Genomic DNA, 19607 nt, shown 5'->3' with positions numbered 1-19607 from the left:
TTGATTGCCGCGCGCTGTTTAGGCGTGGAGGTCAGCGAGGTAGTGCTCGACGTCGAGGGCGGCGACGCAGCCGGATCCCGAAGCGGTGATGGCCTGGCGGTACGTCGGGTCGATCACGTCGCCGGCGGCGAAGACGCCGCGGACGCTGGTCTTGGAGGTGCGGCCGTCGACGGCGATGGTGCCTTCGGGTGAAAGGTCCAGCTTGCCCTTGACCAGGTCGGTCCGGGGGTCGTTTCCGATCGCCACGAACACGCCGGTGACGGCGAGTTCGGTTTCGGTGCCGTCAAGCAGGTTCTTCAACCGGAGTCCGGTGACCTTGTCGCCGCCGAGCACGTCTTCCACACCGCTGTTCCAGATGAAGCTGATCTTCTCGTGGGCCAGGGCGCGGTCGGCCATGATCTTGGAGGCACGCAGGGTGTCGCGGCGGTGCACCACGGTGACGGACTTTGCGAACTTGGTGAGGAACAGTGCCTCTTCCATCGCTGAGTCGCCGCCGCCAATCACGGCGATGTCCTGATCCTTGAAGAAGAAACCGTCGCAGGTTGCACACCAGCTCACACCGTGGCCGGAGAGGCGCTTTTCGTTGGGCAGGCCGAGCTCGCGGTAGGCAGAGCCGGTAGACAGGATAATGGCGCGTGCCTGGAAGGTCTCCCCCGTGGCGATCGTAACGGTCTTGATATCGCCGTCGAGGTCCAGCTCGGTGACGTCCTCAAACTGGATCTCGGTACCAAAGCGCGCGGCCTGCTTCTCGAAATTCTCCATCAGGTCCGGACCCATGATGCCGTCAGGGAAACCCGGGTAGTTTTCGACGTCGGTGGTGTTCATCAGTTCACCGCCGGCGGTAACCGACCCGGCCAGGAGCAGCGGTTTCAGGTTGGCGCGTGCCGTGTACACCGCGGCCGTGTAGCCCGCCGGTCCGGAGCCGACGATGATGACATCACGTACTTCGGACGCGGTGTTTTCTGCGTTGGTCACTGAACGGTGAACCTCTTCCTTTATCGATGCGCCCGCCAGGGTGGGCGGCCACATGGCACAACTATTGTGGGTAGCTGAATATTCCGCCCGGCCCAGCGGTGGGGCAGGGACGTGCGGCCGGGGCAGCTCCTACTGGATCTTGATCTCAGCCAGGCGGAGCCCGTAGCCGTAGCGGGTCTTGGGGGCGGCCAGCTTCGGCAGGCTCTTGATGGAAACAATCACATACTGCGCCGTGACCGGCTCCTGCAGCGGCATGGTGAGCTCCGACGAGGTGAAGCTGTTGCTGCCTACCTGCTTGGCGCCATCAAGCGAGGGCCGGTTGTTGGTGAAGACGCTGATATTGCCGCCGGAGGCGCCGAGCTGGCTCAGCGTCACCGAGGAGATCTGGGCCGGAGCCTTTAGTTTCACCACCAGCGGAACGCCGTCAGGGGCAAAACCACCCCAAGCGTCGTTGGCGAATTCCATGTCGGACCAGTAGCTGGCGGCGTTGCCGTCGAAGGTTTTGACCAGGTCCCCGTCATAGGTCGCGGCGAAGTCGAAGCTGCCGATCCGGCTGACCGATTCAATGGCCGGCGGCACGGCGGCCGGCGGTGCGCTTTCGCTGGCCGAGGGCGTTGCCGACTGTGCCTGGGTACTCGCTGCGGGCGCCGTGGACTTTCCGGCTTCGGGGGCACTGCCCTTGAAGAGCCCGCCGAGGTTGGTTACGGCAAAGATGAGGCCGATGACCAGGACGGCCGCCAGCAAGGCGCCGACAAGCCAGCGCATGGACCGGGGCTCACGACGGGGTGACTCGTCGTCGTCCTCGTCGTCGTTGTAGCGGTCCTCGGAAGGAGTCTGCTTGGCGGATACCGGGAAGCTGCGTGCAGCCCGGTCGGATCCGGAGCCGGAGAGGGCTGCCGCTTCCAGCGCCGTTGTCCGCTGATCCGGCTCGGCATCGTCGTAGTCGTCGTCTTCCCAGCGGGAAACCTTTGGTGTCGCGTCCGCCGGTGCCGTCGTCGGTGCAGGCGGTGCCGGCGCGGCAGGCGGTGCCGGCTGGATCGGCTGGGCGGCCGTTGGCTGCGCCGTAGCTTCCTGCGGCGCGGTCTTCGGAGACTTCGCGGCGTTTGCGGCGGCGACTCCGGCCGCTCCCGCTGCTACCCCGGCAGCTGCCGCGCCGGTACCGCGGGCGCCCGCGGCCGGCGAGGCAGCCGGCGGGGCGGGGACGCGCTGGGCCGGCGCCGACGGCGTCGGGGGCAACTGCCCGGCCTGGCGCTGGTGCTCGCCATAGTTGATGTACCCCGCGTCGACTTCCTCGTCGTCATAGAGTCCGTCATAGGTCTCAGGCTCGTGCGACCGCGGTTGTCCGAAGATCTCGCTGCCCAGCGTGTCGGTGAAGAACGGTTCGACATAGGGCGGGTTGGAACTCACCACAAGGTCCAGCAGGTCTGCGGCTGAAGTGTGGTTGGTGATGAGGTAGGTCGCGGCGTCGCTGACCCCCAGGTCGAGGATCTGGACATGCCCGGGCCGCTCGCCGGTTGCCACCTCGCGGGCGCTCTGCGCCACCTGATCGGCGTTGCCCGGACCGGCCACAAGGATGCTCACCGGCCGGTTCAGAACCTGGTCCACCCCGTCCAGCACCAGATCCTGGTCATGCGAGGTCAGTACAGTGGCTGTGACCTTGTAGCGGCCGCCAAGTACTGATCCGACATCGATCGGGTGGGACACGGGCTCCTCCTAGGCTGTCCGGGAACTGCTGGCCTCGATGACTTCGTCAGTCACTCCAGGCCCCCGGTAAAGCCGGTTGACCCCTGGTCCGCAACTCCCCTTGTTAGTCTTCGATCCTAGCCGATGCAGTGTCTGCGCCACGTGACCTAAGGCAGCGCGAACCGGATGCGCTTCATTTTTTCCTGCGCCGGTCAAACGGGAAGTATGGATTGTGGCCGGCCTGGCCCTGGTACGTCCGGCGCCCAGGCAGCGGAATCTCGCCGCGGCCCTGGCTGCCCTGAGCGGTGCCGGGCAGCTCCTCTTCGGGGAGGTACCCGCCGTCGGCCGCCCATCCCTGGGCGTCCTGCCGGCCCAGATCCGGGCCCGCGCGGAACGATGCGGCGTCGAACTCGCCCGAGATGCGGGGAATCAGGCCGGTGTCCACCGAGGTGGTGGCGCGCTCCGGCGTCCGGCGGGCCGCTGCCGGGACCTCCGGTGCAGCAGCGTCAGCGCCGCCGGCTCCGGGAGCGACTTCCGGCCCCGGGGCGGCGGGGGTGCGCCGCAGACGTCCCAGCAGCGGCTGCAGCAGGTCCTGGAGTTCGGTGACCCGGAGGACCTTCAGCAGGACCAGATAGATGGCGAGCATCACGGGCCCGACGACGACGACCGTCACCAGGGCGGCGGGACGGCTGCTCCAGGCGAAACCGTCGGCCTGGTAGCTGCCCATCAGCCACAGTGCGCCGGCCCCGGCGACGGCCGAACCGAGCGCCGCGTAACCCATCCGGATGTAGGAGCTGGCCACGCGCGGCCCGTCCAGGTGGCCGAGCAGGCGCCGCAGGAAGAACGCACTGACCATGACGGAGAGGATGTTGCCGCCGGTGTAAAGGATCGCGATCGCGAAGATGATCTGGTCAAAGGGAAGGAACTGGATGAAGAAGGCCGCCACCACGTTGACGAAAGCCAGTACCAGTTGAATGAAGAAGGGGGTGCGGGCATCCTCGTTGGCGTAGAAGACCCTGGACATCATGAAGTTCGCGCTCATGAACGGGGTGCTTAGGGCCAGGATGGTCAGGGTCTGGGCGAGCATCACGCCGTCTTGCTTTTGCCCGCCCGAGAAGAACATGCCCAGCGGTCCCGCCAGCGCGAAGAGCGCCAGGGCCCCGAACACCGTGGCGACGGCCATGGTCCGCAGGCCGTGCGACAGCGCCCGGCGCAGTTCCGCGCGGTTGCCGTCCTGGGAGGCACGGGTCATGCGGTTGAACAGCACCGTGGCCAGGGACAGGGCAATGATGGAGTGCGGGAGCAGGTACAGCTGGCTGGCCACTTCCAGCACGGCGTTGCCGGGCAGGGTGGCCGCCGCGGCGTGGTCTCCGGCGCGTTCGAGCCGGAGGCGCTCGGCCCCCGGGATCGTGGCGATGCGCATGACGTAGAGGAATGCCAGCTGCCCCGCGGCAGCGGTGGCCAGGGTCCACACGCTCAGCTTCGCCGCCTGCCCCAGGCCCACCCCGCGCCAGCCGAAACGGGGCCGCAGGCCCAGCCGCAGCCGGAAGACCGGAACCAGCAGGATGGCTGTCTGCGCCACCACGCCGATCGTGGAGAACCCCGCCACCAGGAAGGTCTGGAAGGAGCCCCAGTTGTCGAGCGTGTGCGGATTGCTGGCATTGGCGCCAAGGATCCCGATGAACATGCCCAGGCCGGCAATCGCGACAATATTGTTCAGGATGGGTGCCCACATGGCTGGCCCGAAGGCGCCGTTCGCGTTCAGGACCTGGGTGAGCAGGGCGTACAGGCCGTAGAAGAAGATCTGTGGCAGGCACCAGAATGCAAAGGCCACGGCCAGCGATTTCTGCGCCGGCGAATAGCCCTGCGTGGTCAATTCGATCACCCAGGGCGCCAGGAGGGTCACCAGCAGGGTGAGCGAGAGCAGCACAACAACCGCCAGGGTCAGCAGCCGGCTGATGTAGTCCGCGCCGCGGTCCGGTGCCTTGCTGGCCTTGATGATCTGGGGCACCAGGACGGCATTGAACACGCCGCCGGCCACCAGCAGGAAGATCAGATTCGGCAGGTTGTTGGCGTTGATGAAGGTGTCGGTCACCGTGGATCCGAGGCCCAGGGCGGCTCCCAGCATCCAGGTTTTTCCGAAGCCCAGGAAGCGCGACACCAGGGTTCCGGCGGCCATAACGGCGCTGGACCGCGCCTCTCCGGACTGGACGGCCTGGGGGTGGTCGTTCCCGGAAGTGGCGGGCTTTGCTGATCGGGGCTTGGCGGCAGACATTATCTTCATCGTCTCACCCGGGCGCGGCTTTATGCGTAATCCCGGCAGCGGGACGGCGCGGAGTCCGACGGTGCGGACTGCCTGCCGGGCACCGCCGGCGGCGGCCTCAGCGGTGTTCGGGCAGGACTTCGCGGGCAAGGTCCGCGATGCGGCGCTCATTCGGGAAGGAGAGTTTGCGGGCGAGTTCGTGGATGGGCACCCAGGCGACGTCCACCGCTTCCTGGTCCGGGTCATTCTCGATGGTCAGTTCCCCGCCGGTGGACTGCAAAAGGTAGTGGTGGACGGTCTTGTGGACGCGGTGTCCGCTGACGGTGAACCAGTAATCGATGCTGCCAAGCGGCGCGAGGATCTTGCCTTCGATCCCGGTTTCCTCCGCGATTTCACGGACGGCGGCTTCCTCGTTGCTTTCCTTGCCTTCCGGGTGGCCTTTCGGCAGGCACCACTCCAAGCGTCCGCCGCGGTTGAGGCGGGCAATGATGGCGACGCGCAGTTCGGCGTCGGAGGTATCCACCACCACACCGCCGGCGGAGACTTCCTCGACGGTCGGCAGCGACGCCTGTCCCGGGTGCTGCGCGGGCGCGACGTTGGCACCGATTGCCGAGGGCAACGGTGCGTTTGTCCTCCTGCCGGGAGCGCTCGGTACGGGATGGGCCATGAAGTCCACTCTAACGACTCTTGCCCGGACTTGATGACCTAAACATGACAGGAAAGTGGCCGGGCGGAAAACTGGATCAGCGGCCCTTCCCCTCCGCGCCGCGGGCACCGGCGGTCCGTGGACCGCCATGGTGTGGTGCTGGCCGGGATTTCTGACAAGCTTAAGAGACTATGGCGCATGCACATCACCAGACTGATTCCCACACCGTCGACTTCCAGGTAGACCCGGTGGTCCTCGAGCTTGGGCAGCGCTTTGTCGACGCCGGTCACGAACTCTCGCTTGTCGGCGGACCGGTGCGTGACCTCTTCCTCGGCCGCGTATCGCCGGACCTGGACTTCACCACGGACGCGACGCCGGATCAGACGGTGGCACTGATCAAAAAATGGGCCGACAACTACTGGGAGATCGGGCGCGCCTTCGGAACAATCGGCATGCGCAAGGCCGGGTTCCAGATCGAGATCACCACCTACCGGGCCGAGGCGTACGATCCGGAATCACGCAAGCCCGTCGTGGCGTTCGGAACCTCGCTCACCGACGATCTGCTGCGCCGCGACTTCACGATTAACGCCATGGCCCTGCGGCTGCCGGCGTTGGAACTGGTGGACCCGTTCGGCGGCGTCCGGGACCTGCACTCGTCCACACTCGCCACACCGGGATCCCCGGAGGATTCCTTCTCCGACGATCCGCTGCGGATGATGCGCGCAGCGCGCTTCGCGGCCCAGCTGGGCGTGTCGGTGCACCCGGACGTGCGCCAGGCCATGACGAAAATGGCCGAGCGGATCAAGATCATCTCCGCCGAGCGCGTGCGCGACGAACTGGTCAAGCTGATCTGCGCCGCCCGGCCCCGGACCGGCGTGGACCTGCTGGTCGAGACAGGCCTCGCCGAGTTCGTGCTGCCCGAGGTGTCCGCCCTGCGCCTTGAGTCCGACGAGCACCACCGCCACAAGGACGTCTACCAGCACTCACTGCAGGTCCTGGAACAGGCCGCCGCGCTGGAAACCGACGCGGACGGCGCCGTGCCCGGGCCGGACTTTGTGCTGCGGTTCGCTGCCCTGATGCACGACGTCGGCAAGCCCGCCACGCGCCGCTTCGAGCCCGGCGGCGCGGTGAGCTTCCGCCACCACGACATGGTGGGCTCCAAGCTCACATCGAAGCGGATGAAGGCGCTCCGCTTCGACAACGACACCATCAAGGCCGTGGCCAAGCTGGTCGAGCTGCACATGCGCTTCTACGGCTACGGGGACGCGGGCTGGAGCGACTCGGCGGTCCGCCGCTACGTCACCGACGCCGGGCCGTTGCTGGAGCGCCTGCACCGGCTGACCCGCTCGGACGTGACCACCCGCAACCAGCGCAAGGCCGAGCGCCTCGCCTTTGCCTACGACGACCTCGAGGCGCGCATCGCCGCGCTGCGCGAGCAGGAGTCGCTCGACGCCGTCCGCCCCGACCTCGACGGCGGCCGGATCATGGCCTTGCTGGGGCTCAAACCCGGTCCGGTGGTGGGGCGGGCCTACAAGTTCCTGCTGGAAGAGCGGATGGAACACGGACCGCTGGAGCCCGCCGTGGCCGAGGCCAAGCTGCATGAATGGTGGGCGGCGCAGCCGGAAGCCGCCGCCGTCGACGTATCCCCAACTGAGGAGTCCTAAGTGATTGCACCTTCCAACGGTCCCCGTCCCCAGCTCTGGATCCTGCGCCACGGCGAAACGGAATGGTCCAAGAGCGGCCAGTACACCGGCCTGACAGACCTGCCGCTCACCGTGGAAGGCGAACAGCAGGCCGTGGAGGCGCGGAAGGTGCTTGACGCCGTCGACTTCGACCTCGTGCTGACCTCCCCGCTGCGCCGGGCACGCCGGACCGCGGAGCTGGCCGGTTTCCCCGACGCGCAGCAGGAACCCCTGGCGGTGGAATGGGATTACGGCGAGTACGAAGGCATCAGTTCGGACCTGATCCGCAAGGACAACCCCGACTACCTGATCTGGACCCACGGCGTCCCCAACGGGGAAGCCCTCGACGACGTTGCCGCCCGCGCCGACAAAATCGTGGCCCGGGTCCTCGAATCGGGCCTGGACAACGTCCTGATCGTGGCGCACGGCCATTTCTCCCGCATCCTCACCGCCCGGTGGCTTGGTCTCGACGCCCACGAAGGCCGGCACTTCGTGCTCGGCACCGCGAAAGTATGCACGCTCGGATGGGACAAGAAGACCCCCGCCGTCGTGCGCTGGGGCCTATAAACTCCGATTAAACGCCGCTCAGAAAAGTTTTTCAGCAAAAGTTTATGAATTCTGTGGCGAACTGCCGCATTCATGGTGTATTTTTATTTCTGACCCCAGAGCGACCTGCCGGGGTCACGGCGCGCGTCGCCCGGCCAGTCAGCCGGAGCCACGGCAGAACAGAAAAGGAGGTTGGGAAAAATGATTACTTTGACTAGCGGATGGATGTACACCCTCACCGCAAACCCGGCCTCTGTCGCTGCCGCGCGCCCGAACGCCGGACTTTCCGCCTGATAGCTCCCCCGCTCCCGGTCTAACGCCGGAATCGGAAGGTTGCCGTGTTGTCCCGCAGGACAATCCGGACGGAACGTCTGACCCAGCGGAACCACGCGGTTTGCGCAGTATTCCCATAGTTCGGAACCCAGCTTCTTGTTGGGGTTGCGGCGCATCGCGTCCGGGGCCATTGTTTCGCCTTTTTTAATATCGCCCGATTAGTGCCGGGCATTCCCATGCCTAATTAGGGCTTTATTCCTCCATTTCCAGGGCCCTAATTTCCGTGCCCAATTACTTTTCATTTCCACAACAACGAAAGGTCCATTGTGACTCTTGCTCCGAGCCCCATTAACCGCACCCGCCACCCGGCGTTGCCTCCGAAACCACCGTTCCTTCCAGCACCCCAGAGGGGAGGTAACCACCATGATCCGAAAACTGCAGGACGTGCTGATCTTCAACTCACAGCCCGTGCGCAAAGACAAGACGCGCTTCAACGCCCAGCTGCTTGAGCAGCGGCGCGAAGACATCTTCCTTGCCATGCACCAGATGGGACTCCTCCGCTGATGCCGCGGCGCCTCGGTCCAGGCCACGGCAGAGATCATGCCCGTAGAAGGAGGAACTGATGAGGACCATCGGAACCGATCCCCAAGGAGCCCACGCGGCAACGCGTGGGCTGCTTGTTTTAACGGCCCCCTCACCGCCGCGCCGGCCGCCGGTCCCCCTGTCACCGTCCCCGGTCACCGTCCCCTGGGGCCCGCCACCGCGGAGCGCTGCGGCCCCGGTAAGCTCAAGGCATGCAGGAGACAATGCCGCCGGAGAACCGGAAGCGGACCCGACTGGTAGTGCCAAGCCGCAGCGACCTGCTGCTGCGGAATTTCACCGAACTCGTCGGGGGCCCGCTGGGCCGGCGAACCGCCCCCGGCATCGTCTCCCCCGGATTCTTCACGGTGGAACGGGTCCTCGTCCTGCTCACCGTGCTGGCTGCCCTGACCGGGATCCTGCTGAAGAGCTACTGCCGCAGCAAGGGCTGGGAGTCCCCCGGCCAGTTCTATGCCACCTGCTACTCGGACTTCCCGGAACTGTTCAGGAACCGCGGCCTGGGCGACGGTGCCTTCCCGTTCCTCACCGCGGGCAGCTTCTTCGAGTACCCCGTCCTGATGGGGCTTATCGCCGGCGCCACGGCGCTGCTGGTCCCCGGCCACGGCGTGAGCAACGCCCGCGTCCTGGCCTATTTTGACGTCAACGCCACCCTGGTCGCCGCGGTCTGGATCGTCACCGTGCTGGCCACCGCGCGGACCGCGCGCCGCCGGTCGTGGGACGCCGCCATGGTGGCCCTCGCCCCGGGCATCGTCCTCGCCGGCTTCATCAACTGGGACATGTGGGCCGTCGCGTTGCTTGCCCTGGGGATGTACTTCTTCTCGAGGAACAAGCTGCTCCTCGCCGGCCTGTTCATCGGCCTCGGCACCGCGACCAAGCTCTACCCGCTGCTGATCCTGGGCGCGGTCCTGGTGCTGGCCCTCCGCACCGGCAAGATCCGCGCCTTCCTGGTCACCGCCGGCGCCGCCGCCGCGACCTGGCTGGCCGTGAACCTCCCGGCAGCCACCGGCGACCCGGCCGGCTGGAAGTACTTCTACCAGTTCACCGAGTCACGCCCGGCCGGCTACAGCTCGCCCTGGTTCGCGTACAACCTCGTTGCCGGCCGCCTGGGCTGGAAGCCGCTGGAAGCCGAGGTGATCAACGGCCTGGCCCTGAACCTCTTCCTGCTCGCCTGCGTGCTGGTCGCCGCCCTGGCCCTCGCGGCCCCGCGGAGGCCGAGGCTCGCCCAGCTGGTGTTCCTGATCGTGGCCGCCTTTATCCTCACCAACAAGGTGTATTCGCCGCAGTTCGTGATCTGGCTGATCCCGCTGCTGGCCTTGGCCCGGCCCAGGTGGCGGGACTTCCTTCTCTGGCAGGCCATCGAAGGCCTGCACTGGGCGGCCATCTGGATGTACCTCGGCCAGGTGACCAGCGGAGGTCCCACCCAGCACAACATCGACATGCCCTACTACGTCCTCGCCGTCGTGGCCCACATGCTCGCCACCGGCTATCTGATGGCGCGTGTGGTGTGGGACATCTGCGACCCGAGCTACGACGTCGTACGCCGGGGCGGTGTGGACGACCCGCACGGCGGACCGTTCGACGGCGCCGCGGACCGGCTGCGGCTGAACCTGCGGCGGCCGGCAGCTTCCGTGCTGCCATGGCGGCGCGTCCCCACGGAGCTGGATTCCCGTGCCTGATGTAGCCGTCGTCGGGTCAGGTCCGAACGGGCTGGCGGCCGCGGTGACCATGGCCCGGGCCGGACTGGCGGTGCACGTTTACGAGGCGGCCGGGTCCCTGGGCGGGGGTCTAAGGACCACGGAGCTGATTGAGCCGGGACACCTCCACGACGTGTGCTCAGCGGTGCACCCGATGGTCCTGGCGTCACCCTTTTTCCGGGAGTTCGGGCTGTCCCGGCGGATCCGGCTGGAGGTCCCCGGACTCTCCCACGGTGCCCCGCTGGACGGCGGGCGGGCGGCGCTGGGCTACCGCTCGCTGGAGCGGACAGCCGCGGCCCTGGGGCGCGACGGCGACGCCTACCGCCGGCTCATGTCACCCCTGGTGGACCGGCTGGAGGGCGTGGCCGACCTGACCTTGAACCAGCTACTCCGGGTCCCGCGGCACCCGCTGACAGCCGCCATCTTCGGGTTGCGGACCCTGGAGCAGGGCACCCGGTTGTGGAGCGCGAGGTTCCGGGAGGAACTGGCTCCGGCCCTGCTGACCGGGGTGGCCGCGCACGCCGTCGCCCCCCTGCCGACGCTGCCAGCCGCAGGGGCCGGCCTGCTGCTGGGTGCCCTCGGGCACGCCGGCGGCTGGCCCATCCCGGTGGGCGGCTCCGCCGCGATCGCCCGAGCGATGGTGGCGGACATCGAAGCCCACGGCGGCGTGGTGCAGACCGGGGCGCGGATTGACTCGTTGACCGACCTTCCGCCCGTCCGGGCCACCCTGCTGGACGTGGCGCCGCCCGGACTGCTGCGGATCGCCGGAGGCCGCCTCCCGGCCGGCTACACCCGCGCCCTCGAGTCGTTCCGCTTCGGCAACGGCGCCTGCAAGGTCGATTTCATCCTGTCCGGCCCGGTGCCGTGGACGGCTCCGGAACTCGCCGAGGCCGGAACCGTGCACGTGAGCGGAACGCGTGCCGAGACCGCCGAAGCGGAGCGCCTCGTCGCCGCCGGCCGACACCCGGAGCGGCCCTACGTCCTGGTCTCCCAGCCGTCCCGGTTCGATCCCTCCCGGGCACCGGCGGGCCGGCAGATCCTCTGGACCTACTGCCACGTTCCGGCCGGGTCCACGGTGGACATGGGCGCGGCCATTATGGCCCAGCTGGAACGCTTCGCACCGGGGTTCCGGGACCTGGTGGTCGGCTACCGGGTGACGACGGCGGCGGAACTCGGGGAGTACAACTCGAACTACGTCGGCGGGGACTTCAGCGCCGGAGCGATGGACCTGCGCGGCCTGCTCCGGCGGCCGGTGCTCAGTCCCGTGCCGTGGCGGACCCCGCTTCCGGGCGTGTACCTGTGCTCCTCGTCGACGCCGCCCGGGCCGGGCGTCACCGGGATGCCAGGCTTCCACGCCGCAAGGTATGCCTTGAAAGACATGTTCGGGCTCCCGTTCCCCAGTCTGGGCGCCTAGTTCCCCAGCCTGGGTGCCTAAGGCGCCGGCACGAGAGTTTCCGCCGGCGAAAGACGGCCGTCGCGCATCGTTGCCACCGCATCGGTGAAGGACAGCAGCCCGGTGTCGTGCGTGACCATCAGGGTGGCCACGCCGAACTCGTCCGTGACCTGGCGGAGCAGCCCGACAATCTCCTCGCTCCGCTGGTGGTCCAGCGCCGCCGTCGGCTCGTCGACCAGCAGGACTGCGGGGCTGGCCATCAGCGCGCGTGCAATGTTGACCCGCTGGCGCTGCCCGCCGGAGAGCTGGTGCGGGCGCTTGTCCAGCGCGGACCCGAGGCCGACGCGTCCCAGCAGCGCTGCGGCCTTGCTTCGTGCCTCGCGGAGCGGCTCGGACCGCAGATGGGCGGCGATGACGAGCTGCTCGACCGCGGTGAGGGACGGCAGCAGGTTCGGTTGCTGGAAGATAATGCCAATGCTGTCCCGGCGCAATGCGGTCCGCCCGGCCTCGGGGAGGGAACCGGCCTCCTTGCCTGCGACTAGGACCGAGCCGGCCGTGGGCCGGACAAGGGTGGCGGCAACGGCCAGCAGGGAGGACTTTCCGGACCCGGACGGACCCACCAGGGAGACGAATTCGCCGTGGCCGAGCTCCAGGCTCACGTCGTCCAGTGCACGGAGCGTTCCGTCACCGTCGGGATATTCGAGCGTCACGTTACTGAGTTGCAGGGCGGATTCCACGTATATGCCTTTCAGAGAATGTTCAGTGTTCAAGGTTCAGTGTTCAGTGTTCAGTGGTCGGGGCGGCCAGGTCAGTTGCCGCCGAGCGCCAGCAGCGGGTCGACGCGCGTGATACCCCGCACGGCCAGGGCAGCACCGGCCAGGCCCACGACGACAATCCCGGCCACCGGCAACAGGGTGGTCTGCGGGGTGGTGAGGAACGGCGCGGCCCGGGCGGCAAGCAGGCCGCCGACAACACCCGCCGTGCCGCCGGCGGCCGCCCCGGCGACGAGGACGACCGCGGCCTGCACCATGGCGTCCTTGACTACGTAGCCCGAGGAACCGCCCATCGCCTTCAGCACGGCGATGTCCCGCGTGCGCTGCACGGTCCAGACGGTCAGGAACGCCACGATCACCAGCGCGGAGATGCCGTAGAGGAAGGCCTGCATCAGCAGGAGCGAACCGTTCTCGCTGCGGTAGGAGCCGAGGGCCTGGAAGGAGCCCTCCCGGCTGGCGCTGACGGTTCCGGCCGCCCGGTTGGCCGCCGCGACGTCGACTGCGGCGCCGTCCTCGAAGCTGACCGCCGCCACCGTGGCGACCGCGCCGCTTCCGGCAAGATGGGCCAGCGTCCGCCAGTCGCCCAGGGTGGTCCACACGACGCCGGTGTGCGAGTACCACTGCTCCGGAACCACGGCGGAGACGGCCAGTTCGGTGCCGCCCACCGCCACCCGGCTGCCGACGGCGAGGTCGAGGTCCTGGGCGGTCCCGGCCCCGACCACCACGGTGCCATCAGCCACCGGGGCCGGAGCCAGACGGCTCCCAGACCCGACGCCGAAGACGGCCACGTTGGCGGTGCCGGCGGGCACTCCCCCGCCGCCCAGGACCTGCAGCCGGCCCTGGCTGACGCCCAGCGCCTCCGCCGTGCCGACGCCCTCACGGGCCGACCACGCGGCCACCTGCGCACCGGTGACCTCCGATTCGGTGAAGGAGGCCTCGGGACTGCCGCCGGCGGGGGCGCCGAAGACCAGTTGGTCGACGGGCAGCGCCGCGATGGCGGAGGTCGACTGGTTGCCAAGGCCTGCGGTGAGTCCGGAGAGCATCACCAGCAGCAGGGTGATAAGGGCGACGACGCCGCCCATCAGGGCAAACCGGCCCTTGGCGAAGCGGATGTCGCGGATGGCGAGAAACATGGGTGTCCTTTGTCGTTGGTGGTTGGGCTCCCCTCCACTCTCGCGCCGCGGGCCGGCCGTGCCATCGGGGCTCCGGATGGTCCGCCGCGCCCGTTTGGATGACCCGCCGGTCAACCAAACGGTTGATCCTCAACGCCGGGGCCGCCCTCCCGGGACGTTTCCCGGTTTTCGGCCGGCCCCCGGCGCTAGGCTGAAACCATGGACGGCAGAAGCAGCGCACCGGCGGAGGACTCCACCGGTGCCGCCGTGGTCCTGCGGGTCCTGCGGGTCAGCCTGCACGTGGGATTCGCCGTGCTGCTGCTCGTGGCGCTGGTGCGGCTGCTGGCCGCCGGGGTCCACGGCACGGGCTGGCTGAAGCTGGCTCTGGCCCTGTGCCTCGCCGTCGTCTACCTGGCCGGCACGGTGCTCGAGAAGCGTCACTCCGCCCGGCCCGGACGCTTCGATCCGCGCCGCTTTTCGGTGTGGTGGCTGGGCGCGGTCTGTCTGCTCTGGCTGCTGCTGGTCTGGGGCAGCGCGGACTTCGTCTGGCTGGCCTTCCCGCTGTTTTTCCTGCAGTTGCACCTGCTGCCCCGGGCCCCGGCGCTGGTGGCGATCGCGGCCAGCACGCTGCTGGTGATCACGGGATTGTGGTTCCACAACGGTGGCCCGGCCGGGAGTGCGCCGCAGCTGCCGATGGTGCTCGGCCCCGCCTTCGGGGCGGCGTTCGCCGTCGTCACCGGCCTGGCCTACCGCGCGCTCTACCTTGAGGCGGAAAAGCAGCGGCGGGCGGCCGAGGAGCTCCGCCGCACCCGCGCCGAGCTGGCCCGCAGCCAGCACGAGGCCGGAACCCTGGCGGAACGGACCCGGCTGGCCCGGGAAATCCACGACACCCTGGCCCAGGGATTCTCCAGCATCGTGCTGATGGGGCGATCGGCCGAACGGGCGCTGGACGCGGGGGACACGGCACTGGCCCGGACACGGCTCCGGACAGTCCAGGACACGGCGGCGGCAAACCTGGCTGAGGCACGCAACTTTGTTCGCGGCCTGCAGCCGCCCGAACTTGAACAAAGCCCGCTGGTGAACAGCCTGCGCCGGCTCTGCGACACCACAGAAAGGGAGGCGGCCGCGCGCGGCACTGTGCTGCGCTGCCGCCTCGAAGTCGACGGAACCCCGGCGGAGCTCCCCGCCCCGTACCGGACCACCCTGCTGCGCGCGGCGCAGGCCAGCCTCGCCAACGTATGGACCCATGCGAACGCCGGCACCGCCGTCGTGACGCTGTCCTTCCTGGGCACCGAGGTGGCCATGGACGTCTTCGACGACGGAGCCGGGTTTGACCCGGCGGCGGTGCGGGTCCGGGCCGACGGCTCCGGCTACGGACTGAAGTCGCTGCGGGAGCGGGTGGCCGCGCTGGCCGGGACCCTCGAAGTGGAGTCCGCGCCGGGTGACGGGACGGTGGTGGCCATCCGGCTGCCGCTTGGAAAGGAAGAACTGTGAACGGAATCCGAGTGCTCCTGGTCGATGACCACCCGGTTGTCCGGGCCGGCCTGCGGGCCATGCTGGCCGATTTCGACGGCATCACCGTCGCAGCGGAAGCAGGCGACGGCGCCGCGGCCCTGGCCGCACTGAAGCGGCTGCACACCCTCGGCGAACCGGCCGACGTCGTGCTCATGGACCTGCAGATGGGCGCCGGCATGGACGGGGTCACCGCAACCGGCAGGATCAAGGCCGGCGAGGCCGGGACGCCGGCGCCGCCCGTGCTGGTGCTCACCACGTTCGATTCCGACGCGGACATCCTCGCCGCGGTCGAGGCGGGCGCGAGCGGCTACATGCTCAAGGACGCGCCGCCGGAGCAGATCCGCCAGGCGGTCATCGCTGCCGCCGCCGGCCAGACGGCGCTGGCCCCGGAGGTCGCCGCGCGGCTGCTGGGCCGGATCCGCAACCCCGGGCCGGCCCTGTCCGCCCGGGAGATCCAGCTGCTCGAACTGCTGGCCACCGGCCTGGGAAACCGCGCCATCGCCAGGCAGCTGTTCATTTCCGAGGCAACGGTCAAGACGCACCTGGTGCACATTTACGCGAAGCTGGGCGTGGACAACCGCACGGCGGCGATCGCCATGGCCGCACAGCGGCGGATCATCCGGCGCGGCTAGGCAGGGGGCGGCTACGTGACACCGCCGCTGTCCGGGCCCCGGGGCATAATGGCGCAATGGGGAAAATTCACAAACTGTCCTTGGCACTTGTCGGCCTGGTCCTGGGCACCTCGCTCGTAGCCTGCGATGACGGCCGGTCCGGGGCGCAGGATGCTGCGAAGCAGCTGGCCTCGGCGGTCGCCGCGCTCGACGTCGGCGCCGTAGCCTTCGAAGGCACGGATTCCGGTGCGGCAAATGAACGGCTCAAGGCCGTCTTCAAAGCGCTCGACCCAACAAAACCCGCGGTGACCGCCGGGGAGCTGACCCTGGAAAAGGACACCGCCACGGTCCCGCTGGACTACAGCTGGAAAATCGGCGCCGGCGAGTGGAAATACACCGTGTCCGCGCAGCTGAAGAAGGCGGACGGGAAGTGGCAGACTCTCTGGAGCCCGGACCTGCTGGTGCCCGGCCTGGCCGACACTGAAGTCCTCGGCACCTCAACCGAGTCCCCGCAGCGGGCCGAGATCCTGGGCGCCGGCGGCGCCAAGCTCGTCACCGACCGGCCGGTGGTCCACGTCGGCATCGACAAGCAGCAACTGGGGTCGGCGGATCCGTCCGCGTCGGCGGACAAGCTGGCCCGGCTGGTGGGCGTCGACCCGGCCGCCTACACCAAGCAGGTCACGGCGTCCGGACCCGAAGCCTTCGTCGCCGCCATTACCTTGCGCCAGGCCGGGCGGACCATCACCGACGACCAGATTGCCGCGATCCCTGGTGCCCGGGCCATCGCCGACTCGCTTCCACTGGCCCCCACCCGCAGCTTCGCCCGTGCCCTGCTCGGAACCGTCGCCGAGGCCAGCGCCGAACAAATCGAAAAATCCGGCGGCGCCCTCCGGGCCGGAGACACCACCGGCACCGGCGGCCTCCAGCAGCAGTACGACGCCCAGCTGCGCGGCACCAGCGGCATCCAGGTTTTCGCCCAGACCGAGGGCCTGACCGCGGAACAACGCAGGGCCCAGCCCAACGAAGGCCGCCGCATCCTGTTCCAGGAGCCGATGAAGCCCGGAACCGCGCTGAAAACCACCCTGGACCCGCGGCTTCAGCAGGTGGCCGAGGACGTGCTGGGCGACGTGGGACCGGCGTCGGCCATCGTCGCGCTCCGCCCCTCCAGCGGCGCGGTCCTGGCCGCCGCCTCCGGGCCGGGAAGCAACGGGTATGACACGGCCATGCTCGGGCAGTACGCCCCTGGTTCCATCTTCAAAATCGTCGACTCGCTGGCCATGTTCCGCAACGGAATGACCCCCGATGCCAAGGTTGACTGCCCCGCCACCCTCACCGTGGACGGCCGGACCTTCAAGAACGCGGAAGGCTACCCCGCCGCTTCACTGGGCTCCGTGACCCTGCGCGACGCCTTCGCGCATTCCTGCAACACCGCATTCATCAACGCCCGGGAAAAGGTCAGCCAGGCCCAGCTGGAGTCGGCGGCCACCTCCCTCGGCGTCGCCGTGGAGGCCCCGTCCCTGGGGACGGCGGCCTTCCTGGGCTCTGTCCCGGGCGAGGCGGAGGGGACGGAACACGCCGCCTCAATGATCGGCCAGGGCAAGGTGCTGATGTCCCCCTTGGCTGCCGCCGTCATGGCCGGGTCGGTGGCCAAGGGTGCGCCGGTGTCACCGCAGCTCGTGCTCAACCCGAACGCCGCGACGACGGGCAGTCCGACGCCGTCGGCGGGTCCGACGGCGTCGCCGACGCAGTCCGCGCCCGAGCCGGCGAAGTCCGCCGGCAAACCGGTGACCGCCGCGGAGGCGGCGTCCCTGGCGGACATGATGCGCGCCGTCGTGACCTCCGGGCACGCCGGTTTCCTCGCCTCGGTGCCCGGCGCACCGGTGGGCGCCAAGACCGGCACCGCCGAATTCGGCAAGGAGAACCCGCCGAAGACCCACGCCTGGATCGTGGCCGTGCACGGCGACCTCGCCGTTGCCGTGTTCGTGGAGGACGGCGGCCTCGGCGCCACCACCTCCGGGCCCCTGCTCAAGGAGTTCCTCACCGCCGCCGGCTAGGGGCCGTGGGAAGATTGCCGGGTGGCTCATATTGACGTTTCCGGCATCGACTACTTCCTCTCCGACGGCACCCAGCTGCTCAACGGGGTGACGTTCAAGGTCCCGGACGGCACCAAGACGGCCCTGATCGGACCCAACGGGACAGGCAAGACAACGCTGTTCCGGATCATTTCCGGCGACCTCGTTCCGGACGAAGGCGTCATCGGCCGCTCCGGGAACATGGGCATCATGCGCCAGTTCGTCGGCCAGGTGCGCGACGACTCTACCGTCCGCGACCTGCTGGTTTCCGCCGCGCCGCCCGCGCTGGCCGCCGCTGCGCGCGCCGTGGACGAGGCGGAGCTGGCGATGGTGGAGCACGACGACGAACCCACCCAGATGAAGTATGCGCAGGCGATCGTGGACTGGGGCGACGCTGGCGGCTACGACGTCGAAACCGTCTGGGATGAGGTCTGCATGGCCGCCCTTGGCCTGCCCTTCGACCGCGCGCAGCACCGGCCGGCGTCGAGCCTCTCCGGCGGCGAGCAGAAGCGGCTGGTACTTGAGGCCTTGTTCGCCGGCCCGGACGAACTGCTGCTGCTCGACGAACCGGACAACTACCTCGACGTCCCGGGCAAGCGCTGGCTCGAAGCCAAGCTCAACGAGTCTAAGAAGACCGTGTTCTTCATCAGCCACGACCGCGAACTGCTCAACAATGCCGCGGGCCGCATCGTGACCCTTGAGCCGGGCATCAACGGCGCCGGCGCCTGGATCCACGGCGGCGGCTTCGGTTCCTACGTGGAAGCCCGTGCGGACCGGAACGCCCGCTTCGAGGAGCTGCGCAAGCGCTGGGACGAGGAGCACGTGAAGCTCAAGGAACTCGTCAACATGTACAAGAACAAGGCCGCGTTCCGCTCCGACATGGCCAACCGCTACCATGCCGCGCAGACCCGGCTGGCGAAATTCCTCGAGGCCGGCCCGCCCGAGGCGCTGCCGATCGAGCAGAACGTGCAGATGCGGCTCAAGGGCGGACGCACGGCCAAACGCGCCATCGTGGCCGAGAAGCTGGAGCTGACGGGGCTGATGAAGCCGTTCTCCACCGAGGTCTGGTTCGGCGACCGGGTGGGCGTACTCGGCTCCAACGGCTCCGGCAAGAGCCACTTCCTGCGCCTGCTCGCCACTGGCGGCACCGACCCGGAACGCGAGCACCTGCCCGTTTCCGATGTGGACATCGCCGAAGTCCCGCACGACGGCACCGTGAAGCTCGGCGCCCGGATCCGGCCCGGGTTCTTCGCCCAGACCCACGTCCGGCCGGACCTGCTCGGCAAGACCCTGCTGGACATCCTGCACCGCGGCGACGAACACCGCTCCGGGCTGGGCCGCGAGGCGGCGGCCGGGGCGCTGGACGGCTACGGCCTGGCGTCACAGTCCGAGCAGAAGTACGAATCCCTCTCCGGCGGCCAGCAGGCCCGGTTCCAGATCCTGCTGCTGCAGCTTTCCGGCGCCACACTGCTGCTGCTCGACGAGCCCACGGACAACCTGGACCTGCACTCGGCCGAGGCCCTGGAACGGGCCATCGACCACTTTGAGGGCACCGTCCTGGCCGTCACGCATGACCGCTGGTTCGCCCGCACCTTCGACCGTTTCCTGGTCTTCGGTTCCGACGGCAAGGTCTACGAATCCGCCGAGCCGGTCTGGGACGAAAAACGCGTCGAGCGGGCCCGCTGATTAACAGCAGCGCGGGGTTACTTGGCGCCCATACCCGGAGGTTTTTTGGGCGTGAAGTGACCCCGCGCTGCCCTGGCAAGACC

At 68.7% G+C, this 19607-nt stretch carries 15 protein-coding genes; 9 read left to right on the top strand and 6 right to left on the bottom strand.

The window, feature by feature from the left end:
• Positions 1 to 18: 18 nt before the first annotated feature.
• From trxB to AC1MBE_RS09575, 4 genes are all read right to left on the bottom strand, one after another.
• On the bottom strand, positions 19 to 975 hold the full coding sequence (gene trxB, locus AC1MBE_RS09590; RefSeq protein ID WP_479777678.1) for a thioredoxin-disulfide reductase: 957 nt from the start codon (positions 973 to 975) through the stop codon (positions 19 to 21).
• A 129-nt stretch (positions 976 to 1104) separates the two neighbouring features.
• Complete coding sequence (locus AC1MBE_RS09585; protein ID WP_479777676.1) at positions 1105 to 2679, bottom strand: ABC transporter substrate-binding protein; 1575 nt, start codon at positions 2677 to 2679, stop codon at positions 1105 to 1107.
• Positions 2680 to 2851: 172 nt separating this feature from the next.
• Entirely contained in the window at positions 2852 to 4933 is a 2082-nt protein-coding gene (gene murJ, locus AC1MBE_RS09580) for a murein biosynthesis integral membrane protein MurJ (protein WP_479782557.1), read from the bottom strand.
• A 106-nt stretch (positions 4934 to 5039) separates the two neighbouring features.
• Positions 5040 to 5588, bottom strand: a complete 549-nt coding sequence (locus AC1MBE_RS09575; protein WP_346958757.1) for an NUDIX hydrolase — start codon at positions 5586 to 5588, stop codon at positions 5040 to 5042.
• A gap of 170 nt (positions 5589 to 5758) precedes the next feature.
• Here AC1MBE_RS09575 and AC1MBE_RS09570 point away from each other — a divergent pair, with 170 nt between their 5' ends.
• The 5 genes from AC1MBE_RS09570 (at position 5759) to AC1MBE_RS09550 (ending at position 11776) form a co-directional block, all read left to right on the top strand.
• Positions 5759 to 7231, top strand: a complete 1473-nt coding sequence (locus tag AC1MBE_RS09570) for a CCA tRNA nucleotidyltransferase (RefSeq protein ID WP_479777674.1) — start codon at positions 5759 to 5761, stop codon at positions 7229 to 7231.
• Positions 7232 to 7816 (top strand): histidine phosphatase family protein, encoded by a 585-nt coding sequence (locus tag AC1MBE_RS09565; RefSeq protein ID WP_346958759.1) that lies wholly within the window; start codon positions 7232 to 7234, stop codon positions 7814 to 7816.
• Positions 7817 to 8491: 675 nt separating this feature from the next.
• Positions 8492 to 8632, top strand: a complete 141-nt coding sequence (locus AC1MBE_RS09560) for a hypothetical protein (protein ID WP_346958760.1) — start codon at positions 8492 to 8494, stop codon at positions 8630 to 8632.
• A gap of 230 nt (positions 8633 to 8862) precedes the next feature.
• A complete protein-coding gene (locus AC1MBE_RS09555; RefSeq protein WP_479777672.1) occupies positions 8863 to 10344 on the top strand; it encodes a glycosyltransferase family 87 protein in 1482 nt (493 codons plus the stop codon).
• Positions 10337 to 11776, top strand: a complete 1440-nt coding sequence (locus AC1MBE_RS09550; protein ID WP_479777670.1) for a phytoene desaturase family protein — start codon at positions 10337 to 10339, stop codon at positions 11774 to 11776. The genes AC1MBE_RS09555 and AC1MBE_RS09550 overlap by 8 nt, the downstream gene beginning before the upstream one ends.
• A 17-nt stretch (positions 11777 to 11793) precedes the next feature.
• Here AC1MBE_RS09550 and AC1MBE_RS09545 read toward each other — a convergent pair whose 3' ends face one another.
• Together AC1MBE_RS09545 and AC1MBE_RS09540 are read right to left on the bottom strand one after the other, a co-directional pair.
• On the bottom strand, positions 11794 to 12492 hold the full coding sequence (locus AC1MBE_RS09545; RefSeq protein WP_479777668.1) for an ABC transporter ATP-binding protein: 699 nt from the start codon (positions 12490 to 12492) through the stop codon (positions 11794 to 11796).
• Between the two features lie 71 nt (positions 12493 to 12563).
• Positions 12564 to 13661: an FtsX-like permease family protein gene (locus AC1MBE_RS09540; protein WP_479777666.1), complete on the bottom strand. Its 1098-nt coding sequence runs from the start codon at positions 13659 to 13661 to the stop codon at positions 12564 to 12566.
• 198 nt (positions 13662 to 13859) lie between these two features.
• Here AC1MBE_RS09540 and AC1MBE_RS09535 point away from each other — a divergent pair, with 198 nt between their 5' ends.
• The 4 genes from AC1MBE_RS09535 to AC1MBE_RS09520 are packed head-to-tail and all read left to right on the top strand — an operon-like array spanning position 13860 to position 19524.
• On the top strand, positions 13860 to 15134 hold the full coding sequence (locus AC1MBE_RS09535) for a sensor histidine kinase (protein ID WP_479777664.1): 1275 nt from the start codon (positions 13860 to 13862) through the stop codon (positions 15132 to 15134).
• Positions 15131 to 15787, top strand: coding sequence for a response regulator (locus AC1MBE_RS09530; protein ID WP_479777662.1), 657 nt, complete (start codon positions 15131 to 15133; stop codon positions 15785 to 15787). The genes AC1MBE_RS09535 and AC1MBE_RS09530 overlap by 4 nt, the downstream gene beginning before the upstream one ends.
• Positions 15788 to 15843: 56 nt before the next feature.
• Positions 15844 to 17820: a penicillin-binding transpeptidase domain-containing protein gene (locus AC1MBE_RS09525; RefSeq protein WP_479777660.1), complete on the top strand. Its 1977-nt coding sequence runs from the start codon at positions 15844 to 15846 to the stop codon at positions 17818 to 17820.
• Positions 17821 to 17841: 21 nt separating this feature from the next.
• A complete protein-coding gene (locus AC1MBE_RS09520) occupies positions 17842 to 19524 on the top strand; it encodes an ABC-F family ATP-binding cassette domain-containing protein (protein WP_479777658.1) in 1683 nt (560 codons plus the stop codon).
• Positions 19525 to 19607 lie beyond the last annotated feature (83 nt).

This window comes from Arthrobacter sp. BG5, from assembly GCF_056680155.1.
Note: the sequence above shows the minus strand (reverse complement) of the source record. Positions and strands in the feature narration are given on the sequence as shown.